Origin of the sequence: Streptomyces sp. MH60 (assembly GCF_002939385.1) — a bacterium.
Lineage (GTDB): Bacteria > Actinomycetota > Actinomycetes > Streptomycetales > Streptomycetaceae > Streptomyces.
Genome location: NZ_MULI01000009.1, coordinates 56,649 through 82,788, shown reverse-complemented (window position 1 = coordinate 82,788; position 26,140 = coordinate 56,649). Strand labels below are relative to the sequence as shown.

29 protein-coding genes are annotated in these 26,140 nt (G+C 70.0%); 23 read left to right on the top strand and 6 right to left on the bottom strand.

The genetic code is table 11. The annotated features are described in order from the left end of the window. Window positions 1-241: 241 nt before the first annotated feature. The 18 genes from BZZ08_RS09375 to BZZ08_RS09290 all read left to right on the top strand — a co-directional run bounded on the left by BZZ08_RS09375 (window position 242) and on the right by BZZ08_RS09290 (window position 16,898). Window positions 242-1,390, top strand: coding sequence for an LCP family protein (locus BZZ08_RS09375; protein ID WP_104631698.1), 1,149 nt, complete (start codon window positions 242-244; stop codon window positions 1,388-1,390). 124 nt (window positions 1,391-1,514) lie between these two features. Continuing rightward, complete coding sequence (rpmE, locus tag BZZ08_RS09370; protein WP_015657814.1) at window positions 1,515-1,736, top strand: 50S ribosomal protein L31; 222 nt, start codon at window positions 1,515-1,517, stop codon at window positions 1,734-1,736. 109 nt (window positions 1,737-1,845) lie between these two features. Next, a complete protein-coding gene (gene prfA / locus BZZ08_RS09365; RefSeq protein WP_104631697.1) occupies window positions 1,846-2,922 on the top strand; it encodes a peptide chain release factor 1 in 1,077 nt (358 codons plus the stop codon). Window positions 2,923-2,973: 51 nt separating this feature from the next. Beyond that, window positions 2,974-3,819: a peptide chain release factor N(5)-glutamine methyltransferase gene (gene prmC / locus BZZ08_RS09360; RefSeq protein ID WP_104631696.1), complete on the top strand. Its 846-nt coding sequence runs from the start codon at window positions 2,974-2,976 to the stop codon at window positions 3,817-3,819. 56 nt (window positions 3,820-3,875) lie between these two features. Further along, the gene (locus BZZ08_RS09355) at window positions 3,876-4,523 is read left to right on the top strand and encodes an L-threonylcarbamoyladenylate synthase (protein ID WP_104631695.1); all 648 of its coding nucleotides are present in this window, start codon (window positions 3,876-3,878) and stop codon (window positions 4,521-4,523) included. Then, window positions 4,520-5,200 carry an arsenate reductase/protein-tyrosine-phosphatase family protein gene (locus BZZ08_RS09350; protein WP_104631694.1) on the top strand — a complete coding sequence of 227 codons (681 nt, stop codon included), beginning with the start codon at window positions 4,520-4,522 and terminating at the stop codon, window positions 5,198-5,200. Before BZZ08_RS09355 ends, BZZ08_RS09350 begins: the two co-directional genes overlap by 4 nt. Window positions 5,201-5,483: 283 nt before the next feature. After that, a complete protein-coding gene (locus BZZ08_RS09345; protein WP_104631693.1) occupies window positions 5,484-6,740 on the top strand; it encodes a serine hydroxymethyltransferase in 1,257 nt (418 codons plus the stop codon). A gap of 130 nt (window positions 6,741-6,870) precedes the next feature. Next, on the top strand, window positions 6,871-8,175 hold the full coding sequence (locus BZZ08_RS09340) for an MraY family glycosyltransferase (protein ID WP_104631754.1): 1,305 nt from the start codon (window positions 6,871-6,873) through the stop codon (window positions 8,173-8,175). A gap of 272 nt (window positions 8,176-8,447) precedes the next feature. Beyond that, window positions 8,448-8,882: a hypothetical protein gene (locus tag BZZ08_RS09335; protein WP_030187255.1), complete on the top strand. Its 435-nt coding sequence runs from the start codon at window positions 8,448-8,450 to the stop codon at window positions 8,880-8,882. Between the two features lie 225 nt (window positions 8,883-9,107). Further along, the gene (atpB, locus tag BZZ08_RS09330) at window positions 9,108-9,929 is read left to right on the top strand and encodes a F0F1 ATP synthase subunit A (protein WP_104631692.1); all 822 of its coding nucleotides are present in this window, start codon (window positions 9,108-9,110) and stop codon (window positions 9,927-9,929) included. Window positions 9,930-10,003: 74 nt separating this feature from the next. Further along, window positions 10,004-10,243 (top strand): ATP synthase subunit C, encoded by a 240-nt coding sequence (locus BZZ08_RS09325; protein ID WP_005311859.1) that lies wholly within the window; start codon window positions 10,004-10,006, stop codon window positions 10,241-10,243. A gap of 50 nt (window positions 10,244-10,293) precedes the next feature. Beyond that, window positions 10,294-10,836: a F0F1 ATP synthase subunit B gene (locus BZZ08_RS09320; protein ID WP_398912932.1), complete on the top strand. Its 543-nt coding sequence runs from the start codon at window positions 10,294-10,296 to the stop codon at window positions 10,834-10,836. Between the two features lie 5 nt (window positions 10,837-10,841). Then, complete coding sequence (locus BZZ08_RS09315) at window positions 10,842-11,657, top strand: F0F1 ATP synthase subunit delta (protein ID WP_198601380.1); 816 nt, start codon at window positions 10,842-10,844, stop codon at window positions 11,655-11,657. 178 nt (window positions 11,658-11,835) lie between these two features. Then, a complete protein-coding gene (atpA, locus tag BZZ08_RS09310) occupies window positions 11,836-13,425 on the top strand; it encodes a F0F1 ATP synthase subunit alpha (RefSeq protein ID WP_104631689.1) in 1,590 nt (529 codons plus the stop codon). 21 nt (window positions 13,426-13,446) lie between these two features. Continuing rightward, window positions 13,447-14,364 (top strand): F0F1 ATP synthase subunit gamma, encoded by a 918-nt coding sequence (locus BZZ08_RS09305; RefSeq protein WP_104631688.1) that lies wholly within the window; start codon window positions 13,447-13,449, stop codon window positions 14,362-14,364. Continuing rightward, the gene (gene atpD / locus BZZ08_RS09300; protein WP_104631687.1) at window positions 14,364-15,800 is read left to right on the top strand and encodes a F0F1 ATP synthase subunit beta; all 1,437 of its coding nucleotides are present in this window, start codon (window positions 14,364-14,366) and stop codon (window positions 15,798-15,800) included. The genes BZZ08_RS09305 and atpD overlap by 1 nt, the downstream gene beginning before the upstream one ends. 131 nt (window positions 15,801-15,931) lie before the next feature. Beyond that, window positions 15,932-16,306, top strand: a complete 375-nt coding sequence (locus BZZ08_RS09295; RefSeq protein ID WP_104631686.1) for a F0F1 ATP synthase subunit epsilon — start codon at window positions 15,932-15,934, stop codon at window positions 16,304-16,306. 142 nt (window positions 16,307-16,448) lie between these two features. Next, window positions 16,449-16,898 (top strand): DUF2550 domain-containing protein, encoded by a 450-nt coding sequence (locus BZZ08_RS09290; RefSeq protein ID WP_104631685.1) that lies wholly within the window; start codon window positions 16,449-16,451, stop codon window positions 16,896-16,898. Window positions 16,899-16,916: 18 nt separating this feature from the next. On the opposite strand, the gene BZZ08_RS09285 is transcribed toward BZZ08_RS09290, so the two are convergent. From BZZ08_RS09285 to BZZ08_RS09275, 3 genes are all read right to left on the bottom strand, one after another. Next, window positions 16,917-18,743 carry a glycoside hydrolase family 18 chitinase gene (locus tag BZZ08_RS09285; RefSeq protein ID WP_104631684.1) on the bottom strand — a complete coding sequence of 609 codons (1,827 nt, stop codon included), beginning with the start codon at window positions 18,741-18,743 and terminating at the stop codon, window positions 16,917-16,919. A 147-nt stretch (window positions 18,744-18,890) separates the two neighbouring features. Further along, entirely contained in the window at window positions 18,891-19,532 is a 642-nt protein-coding gene (locus BZZ08_RS09280) for a response regulator (protein ID WP_104631683.1), read from the bottom strand. Next, entirely contained in the window at window positions 19,529-20,725 is a 1,197-nt protein-coding gene (locus BZZ08_RS09275; RefSeq protein ID WP_104631682.1) for a sensor histidine kinase, read from the bottom strand. The genes BZZ08_RS09280 and BZZ08_RS09275 overlap by 4 nt, the downstream gene beginning before the upstream one ends. A gap of 152 nt (window positions 20,726-20,877) precedes the next feature. Here BZZ08_RS09275 and BZZ08_RS09270 point away from each other — a divergent pair, with 152 nt between their 5' ends. Then, entirely contained in the window at window positions 20,878-21,468 is a 591-nt protein-coding gene (locus BZZ08_RS09270) for a hypothetical protein (protein ID WP_104631681.1), read from the top strand. Continuing rightward, window positions 21,465-21,659: a DUF5708 family protein gene (locus BZZ08_RS09265; protein WP_104631680.1), complete on the top strand. Its 195-nt coding sequence runs from the start codon at window positions 21,465-21,467 to the stop codon at window positions 21,657-21,659. Before BZZ08_RS09270 ends, BZZ08_RS09265 begins: the two co-directional genes overlap by 4 nt. Here the strand turns inward: BZZ08_RS09265 and BZZ08_RS09260 are convergent. The 3 genes from BZZ08_RS09260 to BZZ08_RS09250 are packed head-to-tail and all read right to left on the bottom strand — an operon-like array spanning window position 21,656 to window position 23,791. Next, on the bottom strand, window positions 21,656-22,228 hold the full coding sequence (locus tag BZZ08_RS09260) for a cob(I)yrinic acid a,c-diamide adenosyltransferase (RefSeq protein ID WP_104631679.1): 573 nt from the start codon (window positions 22,226-22,228) through the stop codon (window positions 21,656-21,658). The genes BZZ08_RS09265 and BZZ08_RS09260 overlap by 4 nt on opposite strands. Window positions 22,229-22,241: 13 nt before the next feature. Beyond that, window positions 22,242-22,991: an ABC transporter permease gene (locus BZZ08_RS09255; protein WP_104631678.1), complete on the bottom strand. Its 750-nt coding sequence runs from the start codon at window positions 22,989-22,991 to the stop codon at window positions 22,242-22,244. A gap of 17 nt (window positions 22,992-23,008) precedes the next feature. Continuing rightward, entirely contained in the window at window positions 23,009-23,791 is a 783-nt protein-coding gene (locus tag BZZ08_RS09250; RefSeq protein ID WP_104631677.1) for an ABC transporter ATP-binding protein, read from the bottom strand. Window positions 23,792-23,885: 94 nt separating this feature from the next. Here BZZ08_RS09250 and BZZ08_RS09245 point away from each other — a divergent pair, with 94 nt between their 5' ends. The 3 genes from BZZ08_RS09245 (at window position 23,886) to BZZ08_RS09235 (ending at window position 26,025) form a co-directional block, all read left to right on the top strand. Next, window positions 23,886-24,527, top strand: coding sequence for a TetR/AcrR family transcriptional regulator (locus tag BZZ08_RS09245; protein ID WP_104631676.1), 642 nt, complete (start codon window positions 23,886-23,888; stop codon window positions 24,525-24,527). A 136-nt stretch (window positions 24,528-24,663) separates the two neighbouring features. Further along, window positions 24,664-25,512 (top strand): 3-hydroxyacyl-CoA dehydrogenase family protein, encoded by an 849-nt coding sequence (locus BZZ08_RS09240; protein ID WP_052840654.1) that lies wholly within the window; start codon window positions 24,664-24,666, stop codon window positions 25,510-25,512. Between the two features lie 189 nt (window positions 25,513-25,701). Continuing rightward, on the top strand, window positions 25,702-26,025 hold the full coding sequence (locus tag BZZ08_RS09235) for an STAS domain-containing protein (protein WP_030187305.1): 324 nt from the start codon (window positions 25,702-25,704) through the stop codon (window positions 26,023-26,025). The last annotated feature ends 115 nt before the right edge of the window (window positions 26,026-26,140 follow it).

Genomic DNA, 26,140 nt, shown 5'->3' with positions numbered 1-26,140 from the left:
CCGGCGGGGCCGGACCGGTGGACGCGGATTCCCAGGTCAGCGCAGCGAGCCCCGGCGCGCCGAACACGCTCCGTCACCGTTTCCCCACCGGGTCGCCACAGACCGTTGTGCAACCCTGTCCCGAGTTCCGCCGTCTGAGCTACGGAGGGACCATGGTGAGGTACCGGCGCCGAATCCGCGGAGCCGACCGACCCGACCCTGAGCGCAGGGGGTAACCGACCGGACGAACACCGAGGAGCCCATGTCCGCCGAGAGCACGCCGGATCCCGCGATACCCGGCCCCGGCCAGTCCCCCGCCCCCGGCCACGGCCGCCGGGGCAAGGGCCGCCGCCGCAAGCCCACGGCCAAGCGGCGCAAGGCCCTGCTCGTCGCGGCCTGGAGCGCCGCGGGCATCGTGGTCCTGGGCGGCACCGGAGCCGGAGTCCTGTACTTCAAGCTCAACGGCAACCTCACGAGCGTCGACATCGACCAGGCGCTCGGCGCCGACCGGCCCGAGAAGGCCGACAACGGCTCGGAGAACATCCTGGTCCTGGGCTCCGACACCCGCTCCGGCGGCAACAAGAAGCTCGGCGGCGGCACCGACGACGGCACCGCCCGCTCGGACACGGCGATGATCGTGCACGTCTACAAGGGCCACAAGAAGGCCAGCGTGGTCTCCATCCCGCGCGACACCCTCATCGACCGGCCCGACTGCACCGACACCGACGGCGCCGAGCACCCCGCCGCCGACGGCGTGATGTTCAACTCCGCCTACTCCACCGGCGGCGCCGCCTGCGCCGTCAAGACCGTCGAGTCGATGAGCGGCCTGCGCATGGACCACTACCTGGAGGTCGACTTCAGCGGCTTCCAGAACCTCATCGACGACCTCGGCGGCGTCCAGGTCACCACCACCGCGGACATCAAGGACCCCGACAGCCACCTCGACCTCACGGCCGGCACCCACCGGCTCGACGGCGAGCAGGCCCTCGGCCTGGTCCGCACCCGGCACGGCGTCGGCGACGGCTCGGACCTCGGCCGCATCCAGCTCCAGCAGGCCTTCGTCAAGGCCCTCGTCCACCAGGTCAAGGACATCGGCCTGCTCGGCAACCCCAAGAAGCTGTACGACATCGCCGACACCGCCACCAAGACCGTCACCACCGACTCCGACCTGGGCTCGGTGAACTCCCTGATGTCCTTCGCGAGCGGTCTGAAGGGCATCGGCCCGGACAAGATGCACATGGCCACCATGCCGGTGATCTACGACCCCGCCGACGCCAACCGCGTCCTGGTCGAGAAGGACAAGGCCCAGCAGGTCTGGACGGCCCTGCGGAACGACCGCCCGATCCCGGAGTCGGCCACGGAGGGCACGGCCACCGGCGAGGCCAAGGGCGTCGTCAACACCGGGGAATAGTTCACGCCGCCCCCCGGTTTTGGGGGATGACGCCAGTCCTGGCAGACTGGTACGTCGGCTCCGGTTCACGCTTCCGCATCCCGCGGCTGCGACCCGGCGCCCTCCCGGAACAGTAGGAGACACCTTGAAGCGCGACATCCACCCCGAGTACGTCGAGACGCAGGTCAGCTGCACCTGTGGCGCGTCGTTCACCACCCGTAGCACCATCGAGTCCGGCACCATCCGGGCCGAGGTCTGCTCCGAGTGCCACCCGTTCTACACGGGCAAGCAGAAGATCCTCGACACCGGTGGCCGCGTGGCCCGCTTCGAGGCCCGCTTCGGCAAGGCTGCCGGCTCCAAGAAGTAGCGAGCCTCCAACCGCCGGTCCACGGCCGCATCCCCTCCCCGGGGAGCGCCGGGACCGGCGTTTTTGGTCGCCCGCCTTCCCCTTCCCAAGCAGTAAGCAGGAGCCCAAGATGTTCGAGGCCGTCGAGGAACTCGTCGCCGAGCACGCCGACCTGGAGAAGAAGCTCGCCGACCCGTCGGTCCACTCCGACCAGGCCAACGCGCGCAAGCTGAACAAGCGGTACGCCGAGCTGACCCCGATCGTCGCCACGTTCCGCTCCTGGAAGCAGACCGGCGACGACATCGAGACCGCGCGCGAGTTCGCCGCCGACGACCCCGACTTCGCCGCCGAGGTCAAGGAGCTGGACAAGCAGCGCGACGAGCTCACCGAGAAGCTGCGCCTGCTGCTGGTCCCGCGCGACCCCAGCGACGACAAGGACGTCATCCTCGAGATCAAGGCCGGCGCCGGCGGCGACGAGTCGGCGCTCTTCGCCGGCGACCTGCTGCGCATGTACCTGCGGTACGCCGAGCGGGTCGGCTGGAAGACCGAGATCATCGACTCCACCGAGTCCGAGCTGGGCGGCTACAAGGACGTCCAGGTCGCCGTGAAGACCAAGGGCGGCCAGGGCGCCACCGAGCCCGGCCAGGGCGTCTGGGCGCGGCTGAAGTACGAGGGCGGCGTGCACCGCGTGCAGCGGGTGCCGGCCACCGAGTCCCAGGGCCGCATCCACACCTCCGCCGCGGGTGTCCTGGTGACCCCCGAGGCCGAGGAGATCGACGTCGAGATCAACCCCAACGACCTCCGCATCGACGTCTACCGGTCGTCGGGACCCGGCGGCCAGTCCGTCAACACCACCGACTCCGCCGTGCGCATCACGCACATCCCGACCGGAGTCGTCGCCTCCTGCCAGAACGAGAAGAGCCAGCTGCAGAACAAGGAGCAGGCGATGCGTATCCTGCGCTCCAGGCTGCTCGCGGCGGCGCAGGAGGAGGCGGAGAAGGAGGCCGCGGACGCCCGGCGCAGCCAGGTCCGCACCGTCGACCGCTCCGAGAAGATCCGCACGTACAACTTCCCGGAGAACCGCATCTCGGACCACCGCGTCGGCTTCAAGGCGTACAACCTGGACCAGGTCCTGGACGGCGACCTCGACCCGGTGATCCAGGCCTGCGTCGACGCGGACTCGGCGGCCAAGCTCGCCGCCGCCTGAGCACCGCCGCACCACCCGCACCGGACCACAGCTCAGCCCCGGAGGACCAGCGTGAACCTGCTGCTCATGGAGGTGGCCCAGGCCACCCAGCGGCTGGCCGACGCCGGCGTGCCCTCGCCGCGCACCGACGCGGAGGAACTCGCCGCGTATCTGCACGGCGTCAAGCGGGGCGAGCTGCACACCGTGCCGGACGCGGAGTTCGACGCCCGGTACTGGGAGGTCGTCGCCCGGCGTGAGGCGCGCGAGCCGCTCCAGCACATCACCGGCCGCGCCTACTTCCGCTACCTGGAGCTCCAGGTCGGCCCCGGCGTCTTCGTGCCCCGCCCCGAGACCGAGTCGGTCGTCGGCTGGGCCATAGACGCGGTGCGCGCCATGGACGTCGTCGAACCGTGCATCGTCGACCTGTGCACCGGCTCCGGCGCCATCGCGCTCGCGCTCGCCCAGGAGGTGCCGCGCTCCCGCGTGCACGCCGTGGAGCTGTCCGAGGACGCCCTCAGATGGACGCGCAAGAACATGGAGGGGTCCAGGGTCGACCTGCGCCAGGGAGACGCCCTCACCGCCTTCCCGGACCTCGACGGCCAGGTCGACCTGGTCGTCTCCAACCCGCCGTACATCCCGCTCACCGAGTGGGAGTACGTCGCCCCCGAGGCCCGCGACCACGATCCCGAGCTGGCCCTGTTCTCCGGCGAGGACGGCCTCGACCTGATCCGCGGCCTGGAACGCACCGCGCACCGGCTGCTGCGCCCCGGCGGCGTGGTCGTCGTCGAGCACGCCGACACCCAGGGCGGCCAGGTGCCGTGGATCTTCACCGAGGAGCGGGGCTGGGCCGACGCGGCCGACCACCCCGACCTCAACAACCGGCCCAGGTTCGCGACCGCCCGCAAGGCACTGCCGTGAGCGACCGCACCCCGCTGACTTCGATCCCGCAGTACGTGTACGAGGAGGCCCGCTAAATGGCACGGCGATACGACACCAACGACTCGACCGACCGAGTGACCGGTCTGCGCGAGGCAGCGTCCGCCGTCCGCCGTGGCGAGCTCGTGGTGCTGCCGACGGACACCGTGTACGGCATCGGCGCGGACGCCTTCACCGCGGAGGCCGTCGGCGACCTGCTGGAGGCCAAGGGGCGCGGCCGCAACATGCCCTCCCCGGTCCTCATCGGCTCGCCGAACACCCTGCACGGCCTGGTCACGGACTTCTCCGAGATGGCCTGGGAGCTGGTCGACGCGTTCTGGCCGGGCGCGCTGACCCTGGTCGCCAAGCACCAGCCGTCGCTGCAGTGGGACCTCGGCGAGACCCGCGGCACGGTCGCCGTGCGGATGCCGCTGCACCCCGTCGCCATCGAGCTGCTCACCGAGGTCGGCCCGATGGCCGTCTCCTCCGCCAACCTGACCGGCCACCCGGCCCCCGAGGACTGCGACGCCGCCCAGCAGATGCTCGGCGACTCCGTCTCCGTCTACCTCGACGGCGGGCCCACGCCCGGCATCGTCCCGTCGTCCATCGTCGACGTCACCCGCGAGGTGCCCGTCCTGCTGCGCGCGGGCGCGCTGTCCGCGGAGGAGCTGCGCAAGGTGGTACCCGACCTCGAGGTGGCGAATTGACGGCCCCTGAGACGGGGCGTGGCATAGGCAACGGGGAACGCGCCGCGGAGATCACGACCACGTTCGTCGGACTCCCGCGCGACAGCTTCCGCATCCTCCACGTCAGCACCGGAAACGTCTGCCGCTCGCCCATCACCGAGCGGCTGACCCGGCACGCGGTGCAGGAGCGGCTCGGCGTGCTGGGCGGCGGCCTGATCGTGGAGAGCGCCGGCACCTGGGGCCACGAAGGCGCCCCCATGGAGGCGAACGCCGAGACGGTCCTCACGGACTTCGGCGCCGACCCCGCCGGCTTCACCGGCCGCGAGCTGCTCGACGAACACGTGGTCCGCGCCGACCTGGTGCTCACCGCGACCCGCGACCACCGGGCGCAGGTCATCTCCATGGGCCACTCGGCGGGCCTGCGCACCTTCACCCTGAAGGAGTTCACCCGCCTGGTGAACGCCATCGACCCGGCGACGCTGCCTCCCCTGGAGGACGGCGTGGTCACCCGCGCCCGTGCCCTGGTCCGCGCGGCCGCCGCGCTGCGCGGGTGGCTCCTGGCCCCCACGGTGGAGGCGGACGAGGTGTACGACCCGTACGGCGCCCCGCTGACCTTCTTCCGGTCGATCGGCGAGGAGATACACCAGGCACTCGACCCCGTGGTGACGGCGCTGACGGGGGTTCGGGCGCGGGCGTGAGGCGGGGCGGTCTCCGGGCCCGTGAGTCGGTGGACGGAGTCCGCCGCAGCGTCGCGAAGCCCGGGAGGCCCGCCGGGGCCGAGCGGTGCGAGGGGCGCGTCAGGGACCGGGGCCCCCGTGGTGACGGCGCTGACGGGGGTTCGGGCGCGGGCGTGAGGCGCGTCAGGGACAGGGTTCGGGTCATGAGGCGCTGACGGGGGCTCCGGTGCGGGCGTGAGGCGGGGTGGGGCTTGCGGGCCTACATTGGTCGTACGTCACCGTCGACGCATGCCCGGAGCGCACCATGTCGGTCACCCACGACATCATCGAGGCCGATGACAGCTCGCTCGGCGTCCTGCTGCGCCAGGACCCCGAGCTGGCCGAGATCCTCTTCGCCGAAGGCCGCCGGCAGTCGACGACCCTCCAGCTGATCGCCGCCGAGAACTTCACGTCCCCCGCCGTGCTGGCCGCCCTCGGCTCGCCGCTGGCCAACAAGTACGCCGAGGGCTACCCGGGCGCCCGCCACCACGGCGGCTGCGAGATCGTCGACGTCGCCGAGCGGCTCGCCGCGGAGCGGGCCCAGGCACTGTTCGGCGCCGAGCACGCCAACGTGCAGCCGCACTCCGGCTCCTCCGCCGTGCTGGCCGCCTACGCCGCGCTGCTGCGCCCCGGCGACACCGTCCTCGCCCTGGGCCTGCCGTACGGCGGCCACCTCACCCACGGCTCGCCGGGGAACTTCTCCGGCCGCTGGTTCGACTTCGTCGGCTACGGCGTGGACGCGGAGACCGGGCTGATCGACTACGACCAGGTGCGCACCCTGGCCCGCAGCCACCGCCCCAAGGCGATCGTGTGCGGCTCCATCGCCTACCCCCGCCACCTCGACCACGCCGCCTTCCGCGCCATCGCCGACGAGGTGGGCGCCTACCTCATCGCGGACGCCGCGCACCCGATCGGCCTGGTCGCCGGGGGAGCGGCGCCCAGCCCGGTGCCGTACGCCGACATCGTGTGCGCCACCACGCACAAGGTGCTGCGCGGACCCCGCGGCGGCATGATCCTGTGCGGAAGCGAACTGTCCGAGCGGGTCGACCGGGCCGTCTTCCCCTTCACCCAGGGCGGCGCCCAGATGCACACCATCGCCGCCAAGGCCGTCGCCTTCGGGGAGGCCGCCACCCCCGCCTTCGCCGCGTACGCCCACCAGGTGGTCGCCAACGCGCGGACGCTCGCGGCCCACTTGGCCGCCGAGGGACTGGTCGTCACCACCGGCGGTACGGACACCCACCTGCTCACCGTCGACCCCGCCCCGCTCGGTGTCGACGGGAAGGCCGCACGGGGACGGCTGGCGGCCGCCGGGATCGTCCTGGACTGCTGCGCGCTGCCGCACGGCGACGCCCGCGGGCTGCGCCTGGGCACGGCGGCGGTGACCACGCAGGGCATGGGGGAGCGGGAGATGCGGGCGGTGGCCACGCTGCTCGCGGGGGTGCTCAGGGGCGACACCGACGCCGCCGCGGCGCGGGACGACGTACGGGATCTGGTCACGGAGTTTCCCCCGTATCCGGAATGAGGCAGGGTAGGCGCACACGCGTGCACAGCCACACGTGCAACCATCGTCGCTACCCGGAAGTCCTCATCCATATGCCTGCATCGCTAGGCTGTGAGGCCGGGAATGGCCAGCGAGACCTGTGGGGAAGCCCGTGCGTGAATACCTGCTGACGCTCTGCGTCACGGCCGCGGTGACGTATCTGCTGACAGGGCCGGTACGGAAGTTCGCGATCGTGGCGGGAGCGATGCCGGAGATCCGGGCACGTGACGTGCACCGGGAACCCACTCCGCGGCTCGGCGGGATCGCCATGTTCTTCGGGCTGTGCGCGGGCCTGCTGGTCGCCGACCACCTGACCAATCTCCACCAGGTCTTCGAGAAGTCCAACGAACCGCGGGCGCTGCTCTCCGGCGCCGCCCTGATCTGGCTGATCGGTGTCCTGGACGACAAGTTCGAGATCGACGCCCTGATCAAGCTGGGCAGTCAGATGATCGCCGCCGGTGTGATGGTGGTGCAGGGTCTGACGATCCTGTGGCTGCCCATCCCGACCGTGGGCACGGTCGCGCTGACCCAGTGGCAGGGCACGCTCCTCACGGTGGCGCTGGTCGTCGTGACCATCAACGCGGTCAACTTCGTGGACGGCCTCGACGGTCTCGCGGCCGGCGTGGTGTGCATCGCGGCGGCCGCGTTCTTCATGTACGCCTACCGGATCTGGTACTCGTACGGCATCGAGGCCGCGGCGCCCGCCTCGCTGTTCGCGGCCATCCTGATGGGCATGTGCCTGGGCTTCCTGCCGCACAACATCCATCCCGCGCGCATCTTCATGGGCGACTCGGGCTCGATGCTGATCGGCCTGGTGCTGGCGGCGAGCGCGATCTCCATCACGGGCCAGGTGGACCCGGACAGCCTCTTCGGCGGTTCCGAGCGCAACACCGTGCACCAGATGGTGCCGGTCTACATCCCGCTGCTGATGCCGCTGACCATCATCGCCATCCCGGCTGCCGACCTGATCCTGGCGATCGTGCGGCGCACCTGGCGCGGCCAGTCGCCGTTCGCCGCGGACCGGGGTCACCTGCACCACCGCCTGCTGGAGATCGGCCACTCGCACAGCCGCGCGGTGCTGATCATGTACTTCTTCTCGGCGCTGATCGCGTTCGGCGCGCTCGCCTACTCGGTGAACGCGGCGTCGATGTGGATCGTGCTGGGCGTCGTCTTCCTCAGCGCGATCGGTCTGGTCCTGCTCCTGCTGCCGCGCTTCACCCCGCGCGCCCCCCGCTGGGCCGAGGGCTTCGTGCCGCCGCGCTACCGGCGCCGCCGGGCGGCCGCCGCCACCCGGACCGAGGGCGAGGCCGCGGCGGCCGCGGACGCCGACGACGACGCGGAGCGGGAGCGCGTCACCGTCGGCGTCGCGGGCGTCAACGGCGCGACCGCCGTCGGACCTCGTACGCGGGGCCGGTAGGAAAGGTGAGGGGGGCGAAACCCGCCCATTACCAGACAAGTGGGCGCAGTAATTGCACAAACGCGCACTGTCACTCTCACGTGTGACAGCAAGCACACCCACAGGTAAAGACCTCATCAAATAGTTTGTGATACGGTTCACGAGTATTCCCGGGGTAGAGCCCAAGGACCGTAGTGCGACGGTCTCTTGAACGTGCGGACACCGTCCGCCCCGGGGCTACGCTCGTCCATGACGACACCTGCCCCCTGTGTGTTGAAAGCGGAGTTGCCGCCATGCCGTCCAATGACGTCCGGATCCTGCTTCAGGCTGCCGTGCCCACGGCTGCCGTCGGCGCTGTAGCCGCCGTCGTCAGCGCCGTGGTCGCCGGCGGCAAGGGCGCGGTCGGAGCCGTCGTCGCGACCGTGGTGGCGATGCTCTTCATGGGGATCGGCCTCTACGTCCTGCAGCGCACCGCCAAATCGCTTCCGCACCTTTTCCAGGCGATGGGCCTGATGCTCTACGCGGCACAGATCCTGCTGCTGTTCGTCTTCCTCGCCGCGTTCAAGAACACGACGCTGTTCAACCCCCGGTCCTTCGCGATCACTCTGGTCGCCGTCACGCTCGCGTGGATCGCCGCGCAGACGCGGGCGCACATGAAGGCCAAGATCCTCTACGTCGAGCCCGAACCGAAGGGCGAAAAGCCCGAAAAGACGGGCCACTCGTCGTGAGGGGTAGGGCCGGGATAAAGAGGCATGTGAAGTCCTGCTATCGTCCGGTGCCAACTGCGGCATCGCGGGCGCGGGCATCTCGGCTGACGCCTGCTGAATCGCGAGGCGAGATGCCCCACAGCCGCCCCCACATCCGTTACACCAGTCCCGTGCCGAACAGCGGCCCTGCGCCGCGCCGACACAACGAGGTTGCCGTATCCATGCGCCACGCTGAAGGAGCCCGCGGTGAGTGCTGACCCGACGCAGGTGCTCGCCTTCGAGACCGACTGCCACATCTTCGACGGCTGTGGCTTCCCGGCTCCCGGCCTGCACTCGTTCCTGTTCGAACCCCTCTGGGGTGACGCGGACAGCAGCGTCTACTTCAACAAGACGATGCTGCTGGCGCTGCTCGGCTCGATCGTCATCGTCGCGTTCTTCTGGGCGGCCTTCCGCAAGCCGAAGGTTGTCCCGGGCAAGCTCCAGATGGTCGCCGAGGCCGGCTACGACTTCATCCGACGTGGTGTCGTGTACGAGACCATCGGCAAGAAGGAGGGTGAGAAGTACGTCCCGCTGGTCGTCGCGCTCTTCTTCTTCGTCTGGATGATGAATCTCTGGTCGATCATCCCGGTCGCCCAGTTCCCGGTCACCGGCATCATTTCGTATCCGCTGGTGCTGGCCCTGATCGTCTACATCCTGTGGGTCTCGCTCACCTTCAAGCGTCACGGATTCGTCGGCTTCTTCAAGAACGTGACGGGCTACGACAAGTCGCTCGGCGCCGTGCTGCCGCTCTCCATGACCATCGAGTTCTTCTCGAACCTGCTGGTCCGTCCGTTCACGCACGCCGTGCGGCTGTTCGCCAACATGTTCGCCGGCCACACGCTGCTGCTGCTCTTCACGATCGCCAGCTGGTACCTGCTGAACGGCATCGGCTTCGCCTACGCCGGTGTCTCGTTCATCATGACGATCGTGATGACGGCCTTCGAGCTCTTCATCCAGGCACTGCAGGCCTACGTCTTCGTTCTCCTGACCTGCACCTACATCCAGGGCGCCCTCGCCGAGCACCACTGAGCGTCCCGCACCCCCAACACCTGGTCGTCCGGTGGCCAACCCCCACCGGTCCGTAAAGAAAAGGAAGAACTGGCATGTCCCAGACCCTTGCCGCTGTCACCGGTGACCTGAAGGCCCTCGGCTCCATCGGTTACGGCCTCGCTGCCATCGGCCCCGGCGTCGGCGTCGGCATCATCTTCGGTAACGGCACCCAGGCCCTCGCCCGTCAGCCCGAGGCGGCCGGCCTGATCCGCGCCAACCAGATCCTCGGCTTCGCCTTCTGTGAGGCGCTCGCCCTGATCGGTCTGGTCATGCCGTTCGTTTACGGCTCCTGATCTCAGGCAGACCACAAGCCACTTAGACGAAAGGCACTGATGTGAACCCCATGGTTCAGCTCGCGGCGGAGACGGAGAACCCTCTCGTTCCGCCGATCCCCGAGCTCATCATCGGTCTGATCGCCTTCGTCATCGTCTTCGGCTTCCTCGCCTGGAAGCTCCTCCCGAACATCAACAAGGTTCTGGAAGAGCGCCGCGAGGCCATCGAGGGCGGTATCGAGAAGGCCGAGGCCGCGCAGACCGAGGCCCAGAGCGTCCTCGAGCAGTACAAGGCACAGCTCGCCGAGGCCCGGCACGAGGCCGCGCGACTGCGTCAGGAGGCGCAGGAGCAGGGCGCCACGCTCATCGCCGAGATGCGCGCGGAAGGCCAGCGGCAGCGTGAGGAGATCATCGCCGCCGGTCATGCCCAGATCCAGGCCGACCGCAAGGCCGCCGCTTCCGCGCTGCGCCAGGACGTCGGCAAGCTGGCCACCGAGCTGGCCGGCAAGCTGGTCGGCGAGTCCCTCGAGGACCACGCCCGCCAGAGCCGGGTGATCGACCGCTTCCTGGACGAGCTGGACGACAAGGCGACGACGGCAGAGGCAGCCCGATGAGTGGGATGCACGGAGCGAGCCGCGAGGCCCTGGCCGCCGCACGCGAGCGTCTCGACGCGCTGACGGACTCCACGTCCGTGGACGCCGGCTCGCTCGCCGACGAGCTGGCCTCCGTCACCGCGCTGCTCCACCGCGAGGTGTCGCTGCGTCGGGTCCTCACCGACCCGGCGCAGGCCGGCGAGGCCAAGGCCGAACTCGCCCAGCGTCTCCTCGGCACCCAGGTCAGCGGCCCGGCCGTCGACCTGGTGGCCGGCATGGTGCGCTCCCGCTGGTCGCAGTCCCGCGACCTGGTGGACGCGCTGGAGGAGCTGGCGAACACCGCCGACCTCACCGACGCCCAGAAGCGGGGCCGCCTCGACAACGTCGAGGACGAGCTGTTCCGGTTCGGGCGGATCGTCTCCTCCAGCACCGAGCTGCGCGCCGCGCTCACCAACCGGTCGGCCACCACCGCGGCCAAGGGCGAGCTGCTGAGCGACCTGCTCGGCGGCCGGGCGGAGCGGACCACCGAGCGTCTGGTGACGCGCCTTGTCACCGTGCCGCGGGGACGTAGCCTGGAGTCGGGACTCGAGTCCCTGTCCAAGCTCGCCGCCGACCGGCGGGACCGGATGGTCGCCGTGGTCACCTCGGCGGTGCCGCTGAGCGACACGCAGAAGCAGCGCCTCGGCGCCGCCCTCGCGAAGGTCTACGGCCGTCCGATGCACCTCAACCTCGACGTGGACCCCGAGGTCCTCGGCGGCATCCGGGTGCAGGTCGGTGACGAGGTCATCAACGGCTCCATCGCGGACCGCCTGGAGGACGCCGGCCGCCGGCTGGCGAGCTGACGCTCCCGCGCGACAACAGCACAGCAAGCAAGAGCAGTAACAGAGCAGTAGCAGTACGTACTTACGACGGCCCTGGTTGGGCCGTGCAGAGGATTCACCTCTCATTGGGGGGAGTCCCGACTCGTGGAATACCCCCCAAGTGAAACTTCGGGCCCAACAAGGAGAGCAGGGAACTCAGATGGCGGAGCTCACGATCCGGCCGGAGGAGATCCGGGACGCACTGGAGAACTTCGTCCAGTCGTACAAGCCGGACGCGGCCTCGCGCGAGGAGGTCGGTACGGTCACCCTTGCCGGCGACGGCATCGCGAAGGTCGAGGGCCTGCCCTCGGCCATGGCCAACGAACTGCTGAAGTTCGAGGACGGCACCCTCGGCCTCGCCCTCAACCTCGAGGAGCGCGAGATCGGTTGCGTCGTCCTCGGTGAGTTCAGCGGCATCGAGGAGGGGCAGCCGGTCTCGCGTACCGGTGAGGTCCTCTCCGTGGCCGTCGGCGAGGGCTACCTCGGCCGCGTCGTCGACCCCCTCGGCAACCCGATCGACGGCCTCGGCGAGATCGAGACCAGCGGTCGCCGCGCCCTCGAACTGCAGGCCCCCACGGTCATGCAGCGCAAGTCGGTGCACGAGCCGATGGAGACGGGCTACAAGGCCGTCGACGCCATGACCCCGATCGGCCGCGGCCAGCGCCAGCTGATCATCGGCGACCGCCAGACCGGCAAGACCGCCCTGGCCGTCGACACGATCATCAACCAGCGCGACAACTGGCGTACCGGCGACCCGAACAAGCAGGTCCGCTGCATCTACGTCGCCATCGGCCAGAAGGGCTCCACCATCGCGTCCGTGCGCGGCGCGCTGGAGGAGAACGGCGCGCTGGAGTACACGACCATCGTGGCCGCCCCGGCGTCCGACCCGGCCGGCTTCAAGTACCTGGCGCCGTACACCGGCTCGGCCATCGGCCAGCAGTGGATGTACGAGGGCAAGCACGTCCTGATCATCTTCGACGACCTGTCGAAGCAGGCCGACGCCTACCGCGCCGTGTCGCTGCTGCTGCGCCGCCCGCCGGGCCGCGAGGCCTACCCGGGTGACGTCTTCTACCTGCACTCCCGTCTGCTGGAGCGCTGCGCGAAGCTCTCCGACGCCGAGGGCGCCGGCTCGATGACCGGTCTGCCGATCGTCGAGACCAAGGCCAACGACGTGTCGGCGTTCATCCCGACCAACGTCATCTCCATCACCGACGGCCAGTGCTTCCTGGAGTCCGACCTGTTCAACGCCGGTCAGCGTCCGGCCCTGAACGTCGGTATCTCGGTCTCCCGCGTCGGTGGCTCCGCCCAGCACAAGGCCATGAAGCAGGTCTCCGGCCGCCTCCGCGTCGACCTGGCCCAGTTCCGTGAGCTGGAGGCGTTCGCCGCCTTCGGTTCCGACCTGGACGCCGCGTCGAAGTCGCAGCTGGAGCGCGGTCAGCGCATGGTCGAGCTGCTGAAGCAGAACCAGTACCAGCCGATGTCCACCGAGGACCAGGTCGTCTCCGTCTGGGCCGGTACCACCGGAAAGATGGACGAGGTGCCTGTCGCCGACATCCGCCGCTTCGAGAAGGAGCTGCTCGAGTACCTGCACCGCCAGGAGCAGGGCCTCATGACCTCCATCCGCGAGGGCGGCAAGATGTCCGACGACACCTTGCAGGCCGTCGCCGACGCGATCGCGGCGTTCAAGAAGCAGTTCGAGACCTCGGACGGCAAGCTGCTCGGCGAGGACGCCCCGTCCGTCGCCAAGTGACGTAAGGAAGGGACCTGACTCATGGGAGCCCAGCTCCGGGTCTACAAGCGTCGCATCCGATCCGTCACCGCGACCAAGAAGATCACCAAGGCGATGGAGATGATCGCCGCCTCGCGCGTCGTCAAGGCGCAGCGCAAGGTGGCGGCCTCCACGCCGTACGCGCGGGAGCTCACCCGCGCGGTCACGGCGGTCGGTACCGGGTCGAACACGAAGCACCCGCTCACCACGGAGGCGGACAGCCCGAGCCGTGCCGCGGTCCTGCTCCTCACGAGCGACCGCGGTCTGGCCGGCGCCTTCAACTCCAACGCCATCAAGGCGGCGGAGCGGCTGACCGAGCGCCTCGAACGTGAGGGCCGCCAGGTCGACACGTACATCGTCGGCCGCCGTGGTCTGGCCCACTACAACTTCCGCGAGCGCAAGGTCGTGGAGTCGTTCACGGGCTTCACCGACGAGCCGACGTACACGGACGCCAAGAAGGTCGCGGCGCCGCTCATCGAGGCCATCGAGAAGGACACGGCCGAGGGCGGCGTGGACGAGCTCCACATCGTCTACACCGAGTTCGTCTCGATGATGACGCAGACGGCGGTCGACTCCCGGCTGCTGCCGCTGAGCCTCGACGAGGTGGCCGCCGAGTCGGGCGCGAAGGACGAGATCCTTCCGCTGTACGACTTCGAGCCGTCGGCGGAGGACGTCCTCGACGCCCTGCTGCCTCGCTACGTCGAAAGCCGCATCTACAACGCGCTGCTGCAGTCGGCCGCTTCCAAGCACGCCGCCACCCGGCGCGCGATGAAGTCGGCCACCGACAACGCGGGCGAGCTGATCAACACGCTCTCCCGTCTTGCCAACGCGGCCCGCCAGGCCGAAATCACCCAGGAAATCAGCGAGATCGTCGGTGGCGCCAGTGCCCTGGCCGACGCGAACGCGGGGAGTGACAACTAATGACCACCACTGTTGAGACCGCGACGGCCACGGGCCGCGTCGCCCGGGTCATCGGCCCGGTCGTCGACGTGGAGTTCCCCGTCGACGCGATGCCGGAGATCTACAACGCGCTGCACGTCGAGGTGGCCGACCCGGCCCAGGAGGGTCAGCTCAAGACGCTGACCCTGGAGGTCGCCCAGCACCTCGGTGACGGCCTGGTCCGCACCATCTCCATGCAGCCCACCGACGGTCTGGTCCGCCAGGCCCCGGTGACCGACACGGGCGCGGCCATCTCCGTCCCCGTCGGCGACTTCACCAAGGGCAAGGTGTTCAACACCCTCGGCGAGGTGCTGAACGTCGACGAGCAGTACACCGGTGAGCGCTGGCCGATCCACCGCAAGGCCCCGAACTTCGACGAGCTCGAGTCGAAGACCGAGATGTTCGAGACCGGCGTCAAGGTCATCGACCTGCTGACCCCGTACGTCAAGGGCGGCAAGATCGGTCTGTTCGGTGGTGCCGGCGTCGGCAAGACGGTGCTCATCCAGGAGATGATCTACCGCGTCGCCAACAACCACGACGGTGTCTCCGTGTTCGCCGGTGTCGGCGAGCGCACCCGTGAGGGCAACGACCTCATCGACGAGATGAGCGAGTCCGGCGTCATCGACAAGACCGCGCTCGTCTTCGGTCAGATGGACGAGCCGCCGGGCACCCGTCTGCGCGTCGCGCTGGCCGGCCTGACCATGGCCGAGTACTTCCGTGACGTCCAGAAGCAGGACGTGCTGTTCTTCATCGACAACATCTTCCGCTTCACCCAGGCGGGTTCCGAGGTGTCGACCCTGCTCGGCCGCATGCCCTCCGCGGTGGGCTACCAGCCGAACCTGGCCGACGAGATGGGTCTCCTCCAGGAGCGCATCACCTCGACCCGTGGTCACTCGATCACCTCGATGCAGGCGATCTACGTCCCCGCGGACGACCTGACCGACCCGGCCCCGGCCACCACCTTCGCCCACCTCGACGCGACGACGGTGCTCTCCCGTCCGATCTCCGAGAAGGGCATCTACCCGGCCGTGGACCCGCTGGACTCGACGTCCCGCATCCTCGACCCGCGGTACATCGCGGCGGACCACTACCAGGCCGCGATGCGCGTGAAGAACATCCTGCAGAAGTACAAGGACCTGCAGGACATCATCGCGATCCTCGGTATCGACGAGCTGGGCGAAGAGGACAAGCTCGTCGTCCACCGCGCCCGTCGCGTGGAGCGCTTCCTGTCCCAGAACACCCACGTCGCCAAGCAGTTCACCGGCGTCGACGGGTCGGACGTCCCGCTGGACGAGTCGATCGCGGCCTTCAACGCGATCTGCGACGGCGAGTACGACCACTTCCCGGAGCAGGCGTTCTTCATGTGCGGTGGCATCGAGGACCTGAAGAACAACGCCAAGGAGCTGGGCGTCTCCTGAGCCCCGGCTCGCGGTGAGCCGCACGGTTCACCACCCGGAGGGGGCGGGCGCGTCCCGTCCCCTCCGGCACGCCCCTTAGACTTGTAACCAACACCCGGCTCTCCCGCCGGGTGGTGACCCGAGGAGCCACCTTGGCTGCTGAGCTGCACGTCGCGCTGGTCGCGGCCGACCGAGAGGTCTGGTCCGGCGAGGCCACCCTGGTCGTCGCGCGCACCACGTCCGGCGACATCGGCGTCATGCCCGGTCACCAGCCGCTGCTCGGTGTGCTGGAGTCGGGCCCGGTGACCATTCGTACGAGTGACGGCGGGACGGTCGTCGCCGCGGTGCACGGCGGTTTCATCTCGTTCGCCGACAACAAGCTGTCGCTGCTGGCCGAGATCGCCGAGCTGTCGGACGAGATCGACGTCCACCGCGCCGAGCGGAAGCTCGAACGGGCGAAGGCGGAGGGCGACGCCCACGCCGAGCGTCGCGCGGACGTCCGACTGCGCGCGGCGGCGGGACGCTGATCCACAGCACAGTGCGATAGCGTCGTGCCATGACGTCACTCAGCCGCGGCTGGGACCGGAGCCATCCGGACCCGGCCGCGGCTGAGGCAGATCCGGGTGTTTTTTCCGTTCCGTTACCTAGGAGACGAGGAGGTCGGTGTCGATGGCCCTCGCTCTGACTGTGTGCGGAATCGTGGTGGCCGTGGTGGTGATCGGCCTCTTCGTCTTCGGCCTGCGCCGCCGGCTGATCCAGCGCTCGGGCGGCACCTTCGACTGCTCCCTGCGCTGGGACGCCCCCAAGGAGGGCGACCCCGCCGACGGCAAGGGCTGGGCCTACGGGGTGGCCCGCTACAACGGCGACCGGGTCGAGTGGTACCGCGTCTTCTCGTACTCCCCCCGCCCGCGCCGCGTGCTGGAGCGCTCCGCGATCGAGGTGGCCGGCCGCCGGGTTCCGGACGGGGAGGAGGAGCTGGCGCTGCTCTCCGACGCCGTGGTCCTGGCCTGTCTGCACCGGGGCACACGGCTTGAACTGGCGATGAGCGATGACGCGCTGACCGGATTCCTCGCGTGGCTGGAAGCAGCCCCGCCCGGTCAGCGCGTCAACGTCGCCTAGCGGTTCTCGCAGCTGTTCTTACTTGAGTCCGCTGTCGATGGCGCTCACCAGCTCGCCGTTCGTGGTGTCGCCGCTGAACTCCCAGAAGAAGGCGCCGCCGAGGCCCTGCTGCTCGGCCCAGTCCATCTTCGACTTGATGGTGGCCGGGGTGTCGTAGGACCACCAGTTGGAGCCGCAGTGGGCGTACGCGGTGCCCGCGACGGTGCCGGTGGCCGGGCAGCTGTTCTTGAGGACCTTGTAGTCCTCGATGCCCGCCTCGTACGTGCCGGTCGCCGGTCCGGTGGCGGTGCCGCCGGGCGCGGACTGCGTGACGCCGGTCCAGCCGCGGCCGTAGAAGCCGATGCCGATCAGCAGCTTGTCGGCCGGGACGCCCTTGGACTTGAACTTCGCCATCGCGTCGGCGGTGTTGAAGCCCTGCTGCGGGATGCCGTCGTACGCGGTCAGCGGCGAGTGCGGAGCGGTCGGGCCGTTCTTCGCCCAGGCGCCGAAGAAGTCGTACGTCATCACGTTGTACCAGTCGATGTACTTCGAGGCCTCGCCGTAGTCGGCGGCGTCGATCTTGCCGCCGTCCGAGCCGTCGGCGGTGACGGCCGCGGTGATCAGGTAGTCCTGACCGAACTCGGCGCGCATGGCCTTCATCATGCTGCTGAAGGCGTTCGGGGCGCTGGTCTCGTCACAGCTGAGACCGCAGGCGTTCGGGTACTCCCAGTCCAGGTCGATGCCGTCGAAGACGTCGGCCCAGCGCGGGTCCTCGACCAGGTCGTGACAGGACTTGGCGAACGCGGCCGGGTTCTTCACGGCGTCGGGGAAGCCGCCGGACCAGGTCCAGCCGCCGAAGGAGTAGAGGATCTTGATGTTCGGGTACTTGGCCTTCAGCTTGCGCAGCTGGTTGAAGTTGCCGCGCAGCGGCTGGTCCCAGGTGTCGGCGACGCCGTCGACGGACTGGTCGGCGGTGTACGCCTTGTCGTAGTCGGCGTAGGAGTCGCCGATGGTGCACTTGCCGCCCTGGACGTTGCCGAAGGCGTAGTTGATGTGCGTGATCTTGTCGGCGGAGCCGGAGGTGACCAGGTTCTTCACGTGGTAGTTGCGCCCGTAGACGCCCCAGTTGGTGAAGTAGCCCATCTTGACCTCGTCACCGGTGCCGGGGTTGCCGCCGTCCCCGCCGGTGGTGGTGACCTTCACGGAGCCGCTGGCCGGACCGGTCTGGTCGGCGGTGTCGCGGGCCTTGACGCTGTACGAGTAGGCGGTGCCCTTGGTGAGGCCGTTGTCCGTGTAGGTGGTGCCGGTGACGGTGGCGACCTTCGCGCCGTCCCGCAGGACGTCGTAGTTCTTGACGCCCTTGTCGTCGGTGGCCGCCGACCAGGACAGCTTCACCGAGGTGTCGGTGACGTTCGAGGCGGTGGGCGTGCCGGGGGCGGAGGGGGCCGCGTCGCCGGGGACGGAGGTGCCGTCGCAGCTGCCGCCGTTGAGCTTGCAGTTGGACGGGGAGCCGGGGCCGCTGCCGTTGAAGCCGAAGGAGACCGAGGCGCCGGGGGCGAGCGTCCCGTTCCAGCCGACGTTCTTGGCGGTCCAGTGGTCGCCGGAGTTGGTGACGGTGGCGTCCCAGGCGGAGGTGACCTTGGTGCCGGTGGGGAAGTCCCACTCGACGGTCCAGGAGCTGAGGGAGGTGGTGCCGGTGTTCTTCACCGTCCAGCTGCCGCCGAAGCCCGTGCCCCAGTCCGAGGTCTTGGCGAAGGTGGCCGTCGCGCTGGTGGCCGCCTGGGCCGGGCTCGCGAGGCCGACCAGGCCGGCGAGGGGAAGCGCCAGGGTCGCTGCGAGTGCCGCGGCTTTGTGTCTGAAGCGCATGTGCGCCTCCTTATATGGGGTTGTTGTTGTGGGCATGACTGAGCCTCATGCCCGCAGTGCCGCGAGAATAGAAAGGTCTGGACCATAGGTCAATAGGTCTGGACCAATGTGGCGGCCGGTGGTTGAGCCCGTGGTGGAGAGGGAAAACTAGATCCCCAACTCCTGTGCCAGCACCGCCGCTTGCACCCGGCTGCGCAGCCCCAGCTTCCCCAGCAGCCGGCTGACGTGCGTCTTCACCGTGGCCTCCGCCATCTCGAGACGCTCGGCGACCGCCGCGTTGGACAGCCCCTCGCCGAGACAGGACAGCACCTCGCGCTCACGCCGGGTCAGGTCCCGCAGCACCGCGGGGTCCGCGGCCGGCTCCCGCACCGGCCTCGCGGCGAACTCGGCGATCAGCCGCCGGGTGACGGCCGGGGCCACGATGCCCTCGCCGCCCGCCACCGTGCGCACGGCCGCGATCAGGTCCTTGGCCTCGGCGTTCTTCAGCAGGAACCCGGCGGCTCCCGCCCGCAGCGCCCCGAAGACGTACTCGTCCAGGTCGAAGGTGGTCAGCACCAGCACGTCGGCGAGACCTTCCCCGACCACGATCCGGGTCGCCGAAACGCCGTCCAGGCGCGGCATCTGCACGTCCATCAGCACCAGGTCGGGACGCAGCTCGCGGGCCAGCGCCACCGCCTGCTCGCCGTCCGCGGCCTCGCCGGCCACCTCGATGTCCGGTGCGCTGCCCAGGATCAGCACCAGTCCCGCGCGGACGGCGGACTGGTCCTCGGCGATGAGGACGCGGATCATGCCAGGTCTCCTTCGGTCAGGGGCAGGGTGGCGCGCACGGCCCAGATCTTGCCGCCCGCCGAGCCGGGGTCCGCCACCGCTCCGGCCTCGAACGCCCCGTGCAGCAGCGCGGTCCGCTCCCGCATCCCGACCAGACCGGCACCGGAACCGGGGACGCGCGGGGTGTCCCGGTCGCCGTACGGGCTGGTCACCTCGACCCGCAGGGCGTCGTCGTGCCGGGCGAGCCGGACCCGGACGGTGCCCCGCGAGGCGTGCTTGAGCGCGTTGGTGAGCGACTCCTGCACGATCCGGTACGCGGCCAGCTCGACCGGCGCGGGCAGGTGGTCGCCGGGTGCCGCCTCCAGGGCGACGTCGAGGCCGTTGGCGCGGGCGCCGTCGACCAGCGCGCCGAGCCCGCCGAGGGTGGGGGCGGGGGCCGGTTCGGTGTCCCCGCCGCTGTCCCGCAGGATGCCGATGAGGCGGCGCATCTCGGCCAGTCCCGCCACGCTGTTCTCGCGGATCACACCGAGCGCCTGCCGGGTGGTCGCCGCGTCGTCCAGGGAGAGCGCGGCCGTGGAGTGGATGGCGATCGCGGAGAGGTGGTTGGCGACCATGTCGTGCAGCTCGCGGGCCATCCGGGAACGTTCCGCCGTCACCGCCTGGACCCGGTCCATCTCGGCGAGCAGCGCGGTCTGCTCGGCCCGCAGCAGGGCGGCGTCGGCGGCCTCGCGGTGGTTGCGGACGATGAGCCCGGTGGAGGCGGGCGCGAAGGACACGATGCCGACGGCGACGCCGATGAGCAGGGTCTCGGGCACCCGCCACACGGCGAACGGCACCAGCGTCGAGGCGACGGTGAGCAGCCCGGTGATCCACGGGATGCGGCGGGCCGAGGCGGGCGTGCCGTACAGCACGGCGGCGTACATCAGGTCGGTGTACATGATCACCGTGACCAGGCTGCCCTGGGTGAGCGTGTCCGCGATCAGCGCGGCGGTGCCGACCAGCAGGCCGGTGCGCGGCGCGGACCGGCGCAGCAGCTCGCAGCCGGCCATGACGGTGAGCGGGACCAGCAGCGGCCAGCGGCCGTCGAACAGCACGATCGGCTCGTCGGCCGGCCGCACGCCCAGACCGATGCCCCACAGCAGCAGCCCGCCGAGCAGACCGGCCGACGCGGCGTACACGTCGAAGCGGCGCGGGCGGGGGAGTCGTGCGGCCATGTCACCATCCAACACGGCTCGCGCCCCGCCCGCCTGATCCCCGGGGAGGGTCCCGCACTGCATCCTTCGATGTACCGGAGGTTCGTCACCGGCGACGACGAACGCGGCGGATTCCCACGGGAGCCTGGAAGGGTGAACGAAGGGAGTATGCCGTGGTCGTCGCTTTGATCATCGCCTGCGAGGTCGGCTTCTGGGTGCTGCTGGTCTTGGGGCTCGGCGCCCGCTACCTGCTGAAGTGGCGGCGCACCAGCGTGTTCCTGCTGCTGTGCGAGCCGGTGCTGGAACTGGTGCTGTTCGCCGTGACGGCGTGGGACCTGAAGAACGGCGCCGAGCCCGGCTGGGAGCACGGCCTGGCCGCGCTGTACATCGGCTACACCGTCGCCTACGGCCGGTACACGATCCGCTGGCTCGACGGCCACGCCGCCCACCGCCTGGCCGGCGGCCCGCCCCCGGCCAAGCCCCCGCGCTACGGCATGCCCCGGGCGCGCCACGAGGGCCGGCTGTGGCTGCGCACCCTGCTGGGTGTGGCCGTGGCCTGCGCACTGCTCCAGGGCGCGGTCTGGTACGTCGGCGACGAGGGCGACATCTCGTCCCTGCGCGCCTTCCAGTGGACGGCGATCCGGGTCCTGGGCATCCACGGCCTGGTGGCGCTCGCCTACCTGATCTGGCCGAAGAAGGCCCCGGCGGAGACGGCCGGGCTCGCCGTGGAGGCGCGGACGGGTAAAGCGGGGGCGCGCCGATGAGGTACCTGTCCGAGCGGCACCTGTGGGAGGGCGCGGCGACCTTCGTGGCCGGTCTCGCCCTGTGGCTCTTCGCCGGGGACGTGGAGGTCCCCGTCGTCGACCTGGCGAAGGCCGGCGTCGTGATGATGTGCGTCGGCGGCGCGCAGACCGGGTGGGGCGTCGTCCGGTCGGCGCGCCGGCTGAACGTCTAGCGCTCCCCGCCCGGCACCCACAGCACGTCGCCGACCTCCTTGTTGGCCACCCGGGCCAGGATGAACAGGAGGTCGGAGAGCCGGTTCAGGTAGGTCGCGGTGAGCGGGTTCATCGTCTCGCCGTGGGCCTCCAGCGCCGCCCACGTGGAGCGCTCGGCCCGGCGGACCACCGTGCACGCCTGGTGCAGCAGGGCCGCGCCCGGGGTGCCGCCGGGGAGGATGAAGGAGCGGAGCTTCTCCACCTCGGCCAGGTAGCGGTCGCAGTCCGCCTCCAGCTTGTCGACGTAGAACTGTTCGACCCGCAGCGGCGGGTACTCCGGGTTCTCCACCACCGGCGTCGACAGGTCCGCGCCCACGTCGAACAGGTCGTTCTGGACGCGGACGAGGACCTTGACGACCTCCTCGGGCAGGCCGCCCAGGGCGATGGCGGTGCCGATCACCGCGTTCGCCTCGTTGGCGTCGGCGTACGCGGAGATCCTGAGGTCGGTCTTGGGGACCCGGCTCATGTCACCGAGGGCGGTGGTGCCCTGGTCGCCGGTCCGGGTGTAGATGCGCGTCAGGTTGACCATGGGGCCAGCGTAGTTACGCCCCGGCGGTCCGGAAGACGCGGCTGCCCACGGTCACGGCCAGTGCGGTGAAGGCCAGGGCGACCAGGACGCCGTACAGCATGTGTGCCGTCGCGTAGGAACCGGTGTACGCGTCGCGCACCGCGTCCACCAGGTAGCGGAACGGCATCAGGTGCGAGAGCACGTCCAGCCACGCCGGGCCCAGGGTCATCGGCAGCATCAGGCCGGACAGCAGCATCGACGGCATGGTGAGGGCGTTGATCGTGGGCCCGAACTCCTGCGGCGTCCGCACCTTCATCGCCAGCGCGTACGACAGCGAGGCCAGCGAGACCGTGAGCAGGGCGACGAAGGCGAAGCCGATCAGCACGCCGGGCAGCGGCGCGCGCAGGCCCATCACCACGGCCGCCAGGACCAGCAGCACCGCCTGGAAGGCGAAGACCGTCGCGTCCCGCAGCACCCGCCCCAAAAGCAGCGCCAGGCGGCTGACGGGCGTGACGCGCATCCGCTCGACCACCCCCTGGCCGTTCTCGATGATGATCGAGAACCCGGCGAAGGAGGCGCCGAACAGGCCCAGTTGCAGCAGCAGGCCGGGGACCAGCACCTGCCAGGAGCTGCCCTGCCCGCCGAGCGGCAGGTCGGTCAGCAGCGGGCCGAAGAAGAGCAGGTACAGCAGCGGCATCAGCACGCCGAACAGCAGCGCGAAGCGGGAGCGCAGCGACTGGCGCAGGTAGCGGCCGTAGACGAGGCCGGTGTCGTGGAGCAGCATCGGTGTTCCCTGGGGTGTCAGACGGCTACGGGGGTGGCGTCGGCCGGAGCGGCGCTGCGGCCGGTGACGGCCAGGAAGGTGTCCTGGAGGGAGGCGTCGGGCGCGCCGCCGAACTCGAGCTTCAGGGCGGCCGCAGTGCCCTCGGCGACCACCGCACCGCCGTCCACGACCACCAGGCGGTCGGAGAGGGCGTCGGCCTCGTCGAGGTAGTGGGTGGTCAGGAAGACCGTGGTGCCGTGCTCGTCGCGCAGGCGGCGGACCAGGTCCCACAGGTCGGCGCGGGCGCCCGGGTCAAGTCCGGTGGTCGGCTCGTCCAGGAAGAGCACCTTCGGGCGGTGCGTCAGTGCCATCGCGATGTCCAGCCGGCGCCGCTGCCCGCCGGACAGGGTGCCGCACTTGCGGTCGAGCAGCTCGGTGAGGCCCAGGTCGCCGGCCAGCTCGTCGGCGCGCTCGACGGCCCGCGCCTTGGTCAGCCGGTACAGGCGGCCCTGGGTGACCAGCTCCTCCCGCACGGTGATCTGGGTGTCCACCCCGCCCGACTGCGCCACGTACCCGCAGGCCGCGCGCACCCCGGCCGGGTCGGTCGCCAGGTCGTGGCCGGCGACGGTGGCCGCGCCGCCGGTGGGGGCGAGCAGGGTCGTGAGCATCCGCAGCGTGGTGGTCTTGCCGGCGCCGTTGGGGCCGAGGAAGCCGAGGATCTCGCCCTCGCGGACGGTGAGGTCGATGCCGCGCACCGCCTCGACGGGACCGCGCTTCGTGGTGAAGGTGCGGGCCAGCCCTGCCGCACTGATGATTGCCATGCGCTCCAGAAAAACAGAGTCACTGAAATTTTGCAATGACCCCAAGTTTTCAGCGGCCCCAGGGAGTGGCCACGGCGCGGCTAGGATTGCGGACATGGCCGAGGGACTCAGGGAACGGAAGAAGCGGCAGACCCGGCAGTACATCTCGGATGTCGCCACGGGGCTGTTCCTGGAGCGCGGCTTCGAGGCCGTGACGGTGGCGGAGGTCGCGGACGCCGCGAACGTCTCCGTCAACACCGTCTACAACTACTTCCCGGCCAAGGAGGACCTGTTCCTCGACCGTTCCAAGGGCGTGGTCGACCGGCTGTCGCGCTGGGTGCGCGGGCGGCGTGACGGGGAGTCGGCCGCGCAGGCCGTGCTGCGGGAACTGCGCGAGGAGGTCGAGTCGGTTTCGCCCCGGATCGGCCTCATGGAGGGATACGCGGGCTTCATGGGAGTCATCCACTCCTCGCCCGCGCTGCGTTCCCGGCTCTGGGCGATCGGCCAGGAGGTGCAGGACAACCTCGAGCGCACCCTGCGCGAGGAGACCGGCGCCCCGGACGACGACCCCGTCCCCTCGCTGATGGCGGGTCAGGTCAACTGGCTGCACGGCACGGTGATGGCGGCCATCGGCCGCCGCATGATGGCCGGCGGGAAACCCGCCGAAGTGTCCCGGGACATCCTCGTGCTGCTGGACGAGATGGAGGACCTGTTGAGTGACAGAGTGCTCAACTACGCCGTACGGGGCGCCGAGTGACGCCCGGACGGCACCCCTCGGTGTGACGTCCGTCATTTGAGACGTGACGCGCGTTACTAACCGGTCACACAGCGCCTCACGCCCGCTAATCTCCGGCCGAGAGACGAGAATCAGCGCGTATCAGGGGAGTCGCACAGTGGCACGGAAGCTCGCCGTCATCGGAGCCGGTCTCATGGGGTCCGGCATCGCCCAGGTCTCCGCGCAGGCGGGCTGGGACGTCGTCCTGCGAGACGTCACCGACGAGGCGCTGCGGCGCGGCACCGACGGCATCAGGGCCTCCTACGACAAGTTCGTCGCCAAGGGGAAGCTCACCGCCGACGACGCCGAGGCCGCCCTCGGGCGCATCACCGCGACCACCGACCTGGACGCCGCCGCCGACGCGGACGTCGTCGTCGAGGCCGTCTTCGAGAAACTGGAAGTCAAGCACGAGATCTTCCGTACCCTGGACAAGCTGGTGAAGGACGGGGCGATCCTCGCGTCCAACACCTCCGCCATCCCGATCACCAAGATCGCGGCCGTGACGGAGCGCCCCGAGCGGGTCGTCGGCACGCACTTCTTCTCGCCGGTCCCGATGATGCAGCTGTGCGAGCTGGTGCGGGGCTACAAGACCAGTGACGAAACGCTCGCCACCGCACGCGAGTTCGCCGAGTCCACCGGCAAGACCTGCATCGTCGTCAACCGCGACGTCGCCGGCTTCGTGACCACCCGGCTCATCTCCGCCCTCGTCGTCGAGGCCGCGAAGCTGTACGAGTCGGGCGTCGCCACCGCGGAGGACATCGACCTCGCCTGCAAGCTGGGCTTCGGCCACGCCATGGGACCGCTGGCCACCGCCGACCTGACGGGCGTCGACATCCTGCTGCACGCCACGGGCAACATCTACACCGAGTCCCAGGACGAGAAGTTCGCCCCGCCGGAGCTGATGCGCCGGATGGTGGACGCCGGTGACATCGGCCGCAAGAGCGGGCAGGGCTTCTACAAGCACTGAGGTCGCATCAGCCGCGGCAGACGTCACACGCCGGGGTGAATTCGGTATCGGTTCGCTTACAGGCGGCAACCTCCGGTCGTTTCGGCCAGTCAGAGGGTGCAACGCCTGATATCGCCGAGAGACCACACGCACGGAACGCAACGCCAAGACGAAGAAGACGACGAAGAAGACGCACGCCGGGGAGCGCATATGCACATCAGGGGCGACCACGTCGAGCTGGTCGTCGGGGGCCGCCTCGACGTCCGCAGCGCGGCGGACGCCCGTACGGTCCTGCACTCGGCCGTCGACGACGGAGTCGGCGACCTGGTGCTGGACCTGTCCGAACTGGACTCCTGGGACGCCACCGGGCTCGGCGTCATCATGGGAGCCCACCGGCGGGCCGGGCGCTGCGGGCGGCGACTGGTGCTGCGCGACGTACCGCCGCAGATGCAGCGCCTGCTGGTGGCCACCCGGCTGCACCGGATCCTGGCCATCGAGGGCGGCATCGGTGTGGAGACCCTGCCCCGTGTGTAAGTGAAGGTTCACACCTCCGACACACGCAATCCTCACGAGACCGTGACCTCTCGGGCCGTCCGGCACCCCGGACTGTCGGCGATACTGGGCGAAGGTTTAGGGTCTGGCTGCCCGC

What these genes read in the sequence shown, in the direction of transcription:
- BZZ08_RS09375 (WP_104631698.1), top strand. Translation starts at nt 242, where the DNA reads ATGTCCGCCGAGAGCACGCCGGATCCCGCGATACCCGGCCCCGGCCAG.
- prfA (WP_104631697.1), top strand. Translation starts at nt 1,846, where the DNA reads ATGTTCGAGGCCGTCGAGGAACTCGTCGCCGAGCACGCCGACCTGGAG.
- BZZ08_RS09355 (WP_104631695.1), top strand. Translation starts at nt 3,876, where the DNA reads ATGGCACGGCGATACGACACCAACGACTCGACCGACCGAGTGACCGGT.
- BZZ08_RS09345 (WP_104631693.1), top strand. Translation starts at nt 5,484, where the DNA reads ATGTCGGTCACCCACGACATCATCGAGGCCGATGACAGCTCGCTCGGC.
- BZZ08_RS09335 (WP_030187255.1), top strand. Translation starts at nt 8,448, where the DNA reads ATGCCGTCCAATGACGTCCGGATCCTGCTTCAGGCTGCCGTGCCCACG.
- BZZ08_RS09325 (WP_005311859.1), top strand. Translation starts at nt 10,004, where the DNA reads ATGTCCCAGACCCTTGCCGCTGTCACCGGTGACCTGAAGGCCCTCGGC.
- BZZ08_RS09320 (WP_398912932.1), top strand. Translation starts at nt 10,294, where the DNA reads ATGGTTCAGCTCGCGGCGGAGACGGAGAACCCTCTCGTTCCGCCGATC.
- BZZ08_RS09315 (WP_198601380.1), top strand. Translation starts at nt 10,842, where the DNA reads ATGCACGGAGCGAGCCGCGAGGCCCTGGCCGCCGCACGCGAGCGTCTC.
- atpA (WP_104631689.1), top strand. Translation starts at nt 11,836, where the DNA reads ATGGCGGAGCTCACGATCCGGCCGGAGGAGATCCGGGACGCACTGGAG.
- BZZ08_RS09305 (WP_104631688.1), top strand. Translation starts at nt 13,447, where the DNA reads ATGGGAGCCCAGCTCCGGGTCTACAAGCGTCGCATCCGATCCGTCACC.
- atpD (WP_104631687.1), top strand. Translation starts at nt 14,364, where the DNA reads ATGACCACCACTGTTGAGACCGCGACGGCCACGGGCCGCGTCGCCCGG.
- BZZ08_RS09290 (WP_104631685.1), top strand. Translation starts at nt 16,449, where the DNA reads ATGGCCCTCGCTCTGACTGTGTGCGGAATCGTGGTGGCCGTGGTGGTG.
- BZZ08_RS09285 (WP_104631684.1), bottom strand. Translation starts at nt 18,743, where the DNA reads ATGCGCTTCAGACACAAAGCCGCGGCACTCGCAGCGACCCTGGCGCTT.
- BZZ08_RS09280 (WP_104631683.1), bottom strand. Translation starts at nt 19,532, where the DNA reads ATGATCCGCGTCCTCATCGCCGAGGACCAGTCCGCCGTCCGCGCGGGA.
- BZZ08_RS09275 (WP_104631682.1), bottom strand. Translation starts at nt 20,725, where the DNA reads ATGGCCGCACGACTCCCCCGCCCGCGCCGCTTCGACGTGTACGCCGCG.
- BZZ08_RS09265 (WP_104631680.1), top strand. Translation starts at nt 21,465, where the DNA reads ATGAGGTACCTGTCCGAGCGGCACCTGTGGGAGGGCGCGGCGACCTTC.
- BZZ08_RS09260 (WP_104631679.1), bottom strand. Translation starts at nt 22,228, where the DNA reads ATGGTCAACCTGACGCGCATCTACACCCGGACCGGCGACCAGGGCACC.
- BZZ08_RS09255 (WP_104631678.1), bottom strand. Translation starts at nt 22,991, where the DNA reads ATGCTGCTCCACGACACCGGCCTCGTCTACGGCCGCTACCTGCGCCAG.
- BZZ08_RS09250 (WP_104631677.1), bottom strand. Translation starts at nt 23,791, where the DNA reads ATGGCAATCATCAGTGCGGCAGGGCTGGCCCGCACCTTCACCACGAAG.
- BZZ08_RS09245 (WP_104631676.1), top strand. Translation starts at nt 23,886, where the DNA reads ATGGCCGAGGGACTCAGGGAACGGAAGAAGCGGCAGACCCGGCAGTAC.
- BZZ08_RS09235 (WP_030187305.1), top strand. Translation starts at nt 25,702, where the DNA reads ATGCACATCAGGGGCGACCACGTCGAGCTGGTCGTCGGGGGCCGCCTC.